At 72.0% G+C, this 6,100-nt stretch carries 3 protein-coding genes and 1 pseudogene; 2 read left to right on the top strand and 2 right to left on the bottom strand.

Features of this window, described 5'->3' with window-relative positions; genetic code table 11:
- Positions 1-254: pseudogene (locus ABZV78_RS23880) on the bottom strand (phytochelatin synthase); the annotation flags it as partial.
- A gap of 664 nt (positions 255-918) precedes the next feature.
- Positions 919-2,604 (bottom strand): beta-N-acetylhexosaminidase, encoded by a 1,686-nt coding sequence (locus ABZV78_RS23875; protein ID WP_355641894.1) that lies wholly within the window; start codon positions 2,602-2,604, stop codon positions 919-921.
- Between the two features lie 308 nt (positions 2,605-2,912).
- Between ABZV78_RS23875 and ppdK the strand changes: the two genes are divergently transcribed.
- Positions 2,913-5,621: a pyruvate, phosphate dikinase gene (gene ppdK / locus ABZV78_RS23870; protein ID WP_355641892.1), complete on the top strand. Its 2,709-nt coding sequence runs from the start codon at positions 2,913-2,915 to the stop codon at positions 5,619-5,621.
- Between the two features lie 125 nt (positions 5,622-5,746).
- Entirely contained in the window at positions 5,747-6,100 is a 354-nt protein-coding gene (locus ABZV78_RS23865; RefSeq protein WP_355641890.1) for a VOC family protein, read from the top strand.

Here is a 6,100-nt window from a genome sequence, read left to right as displayed (position 1 = left end):
TCGACGTCGATGTTCTTGCCGAGGACGCTCAGGGCGTTACGGGTGGCGGCGGGGCCGCAGTAGTAGAAGTTCGGCTGGGCCTCGTAGCGCACGTCGAGTTCCCGCTCGCCGTGGCCCTTGCGGTCGGTGGTGACCTGGGCGGTCTTCTCGGCGGGGGTGGCCTGGGCGGCGATGGCGGGGCCGGCGATGCCGACGGTGGTCGCGGCGAGGCCGGCGGCGGTCAGCACGGTGTTACGCAGCAGATCGGTACGCATGATGAGTGCCTCTCTGTCGGGGGTGAGCAGCACCGCAAAAGGGGGGCGCGGGTGCCGCTGAGAAAGTCTTCGGAGGGTGCCCGGCGATCAGGGGGTGACCTGCTCGGGCGGTCCGGGGGTGTAACCGTCGGCGGCGGGGAAGTGATTCTCTCGGCCTGATCCGACGTCCCGGGGGGATGTAACGACCGGGGCCGGGGATGATTCCCTGGCTCACCGGCTCGGACCGATGGTGCACGGTCCGGGGGATGTAACCACCGGCGGGGGCCGGTCATTCCGACCGGGGCTCCCTCACCCCTGGGGCCAGGGCTTCTCCGCGGTCTGCCATGTACAACGACCCCGGCCCCGGCATCATTCCGCCCCGACGGTGGCCCCGACCACCCGACACCACCGCCCGAATCCGGACAGGCATGCCCGCAACCCGCCACCACGAACCGGACATTCACCCCACGTCACGCAGCCGGGCGCCAACTTCCGCCCGGCCCAAGCGAGTGGCGTTGCAGAGGCGGGCCGACGAGGGCGGTGAGCACCATCTGGGCGGTCAGGCAGAGCGTGCAACCTGACATTCCACCCAGCCTGTCCGGGGCGTTGAGCGGGTGAGTGGAACGCCGTGGGTGTCTCGCGGGGGCTGAGACACCCATGGCGTTCCACCGGTGGCCGCCGGTGTTCAGTGGCTGTCGGCGGTGGTGTCGGGGGTGCGTTGGGTGGGGACGGTGGGGGTCGCGGGCCACGGGACGTCGGGGGAGGGGTGGAAGGTGATGCCGGCGGCCGTCCAGCGCGGGCCGTGGCCGGCGAGACGCTCGCGGAAGCCGTCCCAGTCGTGCGTCGACCGGGGCGACCAGCCCAGTTCGGCGACGGCGGGCAGGCGCGGGAAGAGCATGAACTCCACCTCGGCGAGGGTGGTGACCGACTCGGTCCAGAGCGGTGCCTCCACGCCCAGCACCGCCTCGGCCGGCACGTCGGTGAGGTGTGTCCCCGGATCCCAGTCGTACGCCCGGCGCACGTCGATGAGGCCGGCCCAGTCGTGCCCGATCGGGGTGTCGGCGGCGTACTTCATGTCCAGGTAGACGCGGTTGCCGGGGGAGAGGATGACGCGGGCGCCCCGGCGTACGGCCGCGGCGGTCTCGGGGTCGTCGCCGTTGGTGCCCCACCACTGGAGCACCCGCCCGTCGACGTGCCCGGCCGAGGCGAGCTGGTGCCAGCCGACCACGGTCTTGCCGGTCGCCGCGACCAGCGCCTGGGCGCGCTCCACGAAGGCGCGGTACGTGTCGGCCGGCACCTTGAACGCCTCGTCGCCGCCGAGGTGCAGCCACGGGCCGGGGGTGAGGGCGGCCACCTCGCCGACCACGTCGGCGACGAAGGCGTACGTCCGCTCGTCGGCGGGGTCGACATAGCTGAAGCCGACCTCGGTGCCGGTGTACGGCGGCGGCGGGACCTTGCCGGGCGCCAGCTCGGGGTAGGCGACCAGGGCCGCGTTGGTGTGCCCCGGCAGGTCGATCTCCGGCACCACGGTGACGTGGCGGCGGGCCGCGTACGCGACGATCCGCCGGTAGTCGGCCTGCGTGTAGAAGCCGCCGGGGCCGCCGCCCACCTCGGTGACCCCGCCGACCTCCGCGAGCCGGGGCCAGGAGTCGACGGCGATCCGCCAGCCCTGGTCGTCGGTGAGGTGCAGGTGCAGGTGGTTGAGCTTGTAGCGGGCCAGGTGGTCGACCACCCGCAGCACGTCCTCGACCGGGAAGAAGTGCCGGGCCACGTCGAGCATGGCGCCCCGGTACGGGAAGCGCGGCCGGTCGACGATGGTGCCGCCGGGCACCGCCCAGTGTTCGGCGACCGGGGCGGCGCTCTCGATGGTCGTGGGGAGGAGCTGCCGCAGCGTCTGCGCGCCGTGGAACAGCCCGGCCGGGGTGGCGGCGGTGATCCGCACCCCGGACCCGGTCACGTCGAGCCGGTAGCCCTCGTCGCCCAGCCCGTCGGCTACGCCCTCGGCCGCAAGCGCCGCCTCGGACAGGGTCAGGGCGAGCGGGCCGTCGGCGTCGGGGGCGTCGGCGACCGGCAGCGGGAAGCCGGTGGCGGGGCGCAGCCACTCGGCGAGCTGCTCGGCAACGTCCCGGCCGGCCGCGCTCACCCGGATCACCGCGTCCGCAGGCAGCGTGAAGTCCGCCGCCGGGTCCGGGGTCACCTGCTCGGGCGCGGGCACCACGTCGCCCAGGCGGACGGGCGCGGGCGGTGCGAGCAGGTCGCCGGCCCGCCGGGCGGCGGTGCGGGCCAGCTCGGCGGCGGCCGGCTGTCGGCCGGGGAGGCGGTCGAGCGGTTCGGGGCCGCTCTCGGTGGGGGCGGCGGGGGTGGTCGGCACGGCGACGGCTCCGGGGTGTATTTGCGCGGGATATGGCAAAGGTCAGGTTCAGCAAAACCAGTGCCGTCAAGAGTACGAGGGGAATCGGAATTGCGTGATAGTGCGCGTGGAAGCGTTCCCAAAAACCGGTACGGACGCGGATAGTGGGGACCGTTGTGCCGATTGTCACCGAACGGTCCCAGGCCACTCGAAGTTCGCTTAACCTTCGCCCACCGATCGCTGACGAGCCGGGATTACCGGTGGTCGCTCCCGGGGTATGTCCGAACTGAACCTTCGTTAAGTGTCAATGGCGCGCGTGGGAGGCTCTGGTGGCAGCGCAAGAGACGGTCGAGCACAAGTACGTCTACGACTTCGCCGAGGGCAACAAGGACCTCAAGGACCTGCTCGGCGGCAAGGGGGCCAACCTGGCCGAGATGACCAATCTCGGCCTGCCGGTCCCGCCCGGCTTCACGATCACCACCGAGGCCTGCAAGGCGTACCTGGCGACCGGCCGCGAGCCGGACGGGCTGGCCGCCCAGATCGAGGCGCACCTGGAGTCGCTGGAACGGGAGATGGGCCGCAAGCTCGGCGACCCGCAGGACCCGCTGCTGGTCTCGGTCCGCTCGGGCGCCAAGTTCTCCATGCCCGGCATGATGGAGACCGTCCTCAACGTCGGCCTCAACGACCGCAGCGTCGTCGGGCTCAGCGCGCAGGCGGGCGGCAACGACCGGTTCGCCTGGGACTCCTATCGCCGGCTGATCCAGATGTTCGGCAAGACCGTCTGCGAGGTGCCGGGCGAGGAGTTCGAGCACGCGCTGGACGAGGCCAAGCGCGCCAAGGGTACGCAGAACGACCTCGACCTGGACGCCGACGACCTGCGCGGGCTGGTCGACGCGTACAAGAAGATCTTCGCGAAGCACACCGGGCGGGAGTTCCCGCAGGAGCCGCGCGAGCAGCTCGACCTGGCCATCCGCGCGGTCTTCGAGTCGTGGAACGCCGAGCGCGCGGTGGTCTACCGCCGGCAGGAGCGGATTCCGGCCGACCTGGGCACCGCGGTCAACGTGGTGGCCATGGTCTTCGGCAACCTCGGCGCCGACTCCGGCACCGGCGTCGCCTTCACCCGCGACCCGGGCAGCGGCGCGCAGGGCATCTACGGCGACTACCTGGCCAACGCCCAGGGCGAGGACGTGGTGGCCGGCATCCGCAACACGGTGCCGTTGCAGGAGCTGGAGCGGATCGACAAGAAGTCCTACGACGAGCTGCTCGACTACATGGCGCGGCTCGAGGAGCACTACAAGGACCTCTGCGACATCGAGTTCACCATCGAGCGCGGCAAGCTCTGGATGCTCCAGACCCGGGTCGGCAAGCGCACCGCCGCCGCCGCGTTCGTCATCGCCGGGCAGCTCGTCGACGAGGGCCTGATCGACCTGGACGAGGCGCTGCACCGGGTCAACGGCGCGCAGCTCGCCCAGCTCATGTTCCCGCGCTTCCAGCTCGACCACGAGTTCCAGCCGGTGGCCAAGGGCATCGGCGCCTCGCCGGGCGCCGCCTCCGGCAAGGTGGTCTTCACCTCGGCCCGCGCCGTCGAGCTGGCCGCCGAGGGCGAGTCGGTGATCCTGGTCCGCCGGGAGACCAACCCGGACGACCTCAACGGCATGATCGCCGCCAAGGGCATCCTCACCTCGCGCGGCGGCAAGACCAGCCACGCCGCGGTGGTCGCCCGGGGCATGGGCAAGACCTGTGTCTCCGGCGCGGACGAGCTGGACGTCAACGTGCCGGCGAAGAAGTTCACCGTCGCCGGGCAGACCGTGAACGAGGGCGACGTCGTCTCCATCGACGGCACCACCGGCAAGGTCTACCTCGGCGAGGTGCCGGTCATGCCGTCCGAGGTGGTGCAGTACTTCGAGGGCGAGCTGGACGCGGAGCAGACGGACGACGCGCTGGTCAAGGCCGTACACCGGATCATGACGCACGCCGACGCGACGCGGCGGCTGCTGGTCCGGACGAACGCCGACACGGGCGCCGACGCGGCCCGGGCGCGCCGGTTCGGTGCCGAGGGCATCGGCCTGTGCCGCACCGAGCACATGTTCCTCGGCGACCGCCGCGAGCTGGTCGAGCGGCTGATCCTCGCGGGAACCGACCAGGAGCGCGAGACGGCGCTCGCCGCCCTGCTGCCGCTGCAGCGGGAGGACTTCATCGAGATCTTCCGCGAGATGGACGGCCTGCCGGTCACCGTGCGGCTCATCGACCCGCCGCTGCACGAGTTCCTGCCCCCGCTGGAGCAGCTCGCGGTCAACGTGGCGGTCGCCCAGGAGCGCGGCGAGGACGTGGCCAAGGAGGAGGCGCTGCTCGCCGCCGTCCGGCGGATGCACGAGGAGAACCCGATGCTGGGCCTGCGGGGCGTCCGGCTCGGCCTGGTCATCCCCGGCCTGTTCGCCATGCAGGTCCGCGCGATCGCCGAGGCCGCCGTCGAGGTCACCCGGGCCGGCGGCGCGGCCTGCCCGGAGATCATGGTCCCCCTGGTCGGCGCCGTGCAGGAGCTGGAGACGGTACGCGCCGAGGCCGAGAAGATCATCGCGGAGGTGGTCGGGGACAGCGGCGTCGAGGTGCTGATCGGCACCATGATCGAGGTGCCCCGGGCGGCGCTGACCGCCGGGCAGATCGCCGAGGCGGCGCAGTTCTTCTCGTTCGGCACCAACGACCTCACCCAGATGGGCTGGGGCTTCTCCCGCGACGACGTCGAGGGCGCGTTCTTCTGGCGGTACCTGGAGCTGGGCATCTTCGGCATCTCGCCGTTCGAGTCGATCGACCGGGAGGGCGTCGGCCGGCTGGTCCGGATCGCCGCCGAGGAGGGCCGGGCGGCCCGCCCGGGGCTGAAGCTCGGCGTCTGCGGCGAGCACGGTGGCGACCCGGACTCGGTGCACTTCTTCCACGAGGTCGGGCTCGACTACGTCTCCTGCTCGCCGTTCCGGGTGCCGGTGGCGCGGCTGGAGGCCGGCCGGGCGGCGATCACCACGACGGGTTCGGACTCCCGTTGAGCGCGTGACGCATCCGGGGCCGCCGACGCTCAGGTCGGTGGCCCCGCTTGCGTCCGGGCGCGCCATTCCGGCCCGCCGGGCGTAACCTGGGCTCCCGCGTACGTGTCGATCAGGAAGGTGGCCGAATGACCAGCGTCTGGGAGAACCTGACGGTTGACGCCCAGGACCCGTCCCGGCTCGCCCACTGGTGGGCGGAGGCGCTCGGCTACCAGGTGATCAGCGACAAGCCGGACGAGGTGGAGATCCGCCGCACGCCCGACACGCTGCCCGGCATCGTCTTCGTCCCGGTCACCGGCCCCAAGGAGGGCAAGAACCGGCTGCACATCGACCTGCGCCCGACCGACCTGGAGGCCGAGGTCGAGCGCCTGGTCGACATGGGCGCCCGGCACGTCGACATCGGGCAGGGTGAGGTGGACTGGACGGTCCTGTCCGACCCGGAGGGCAACGAGTTCTGCGTGCTACGTGAGCGCCAGGAGTGA

This window comes from Micromonospora sp. NPDC004540, assembly GCF_040610095.1.
Lineage (GTDB): Bacteria > Actinomycetota > Actinomycetes > Mycobacteriales > Micromonosporaceae > Micromonospora.
This window is presented reverse-complemented; position numbering and strand designations above follow the sequence as displayed.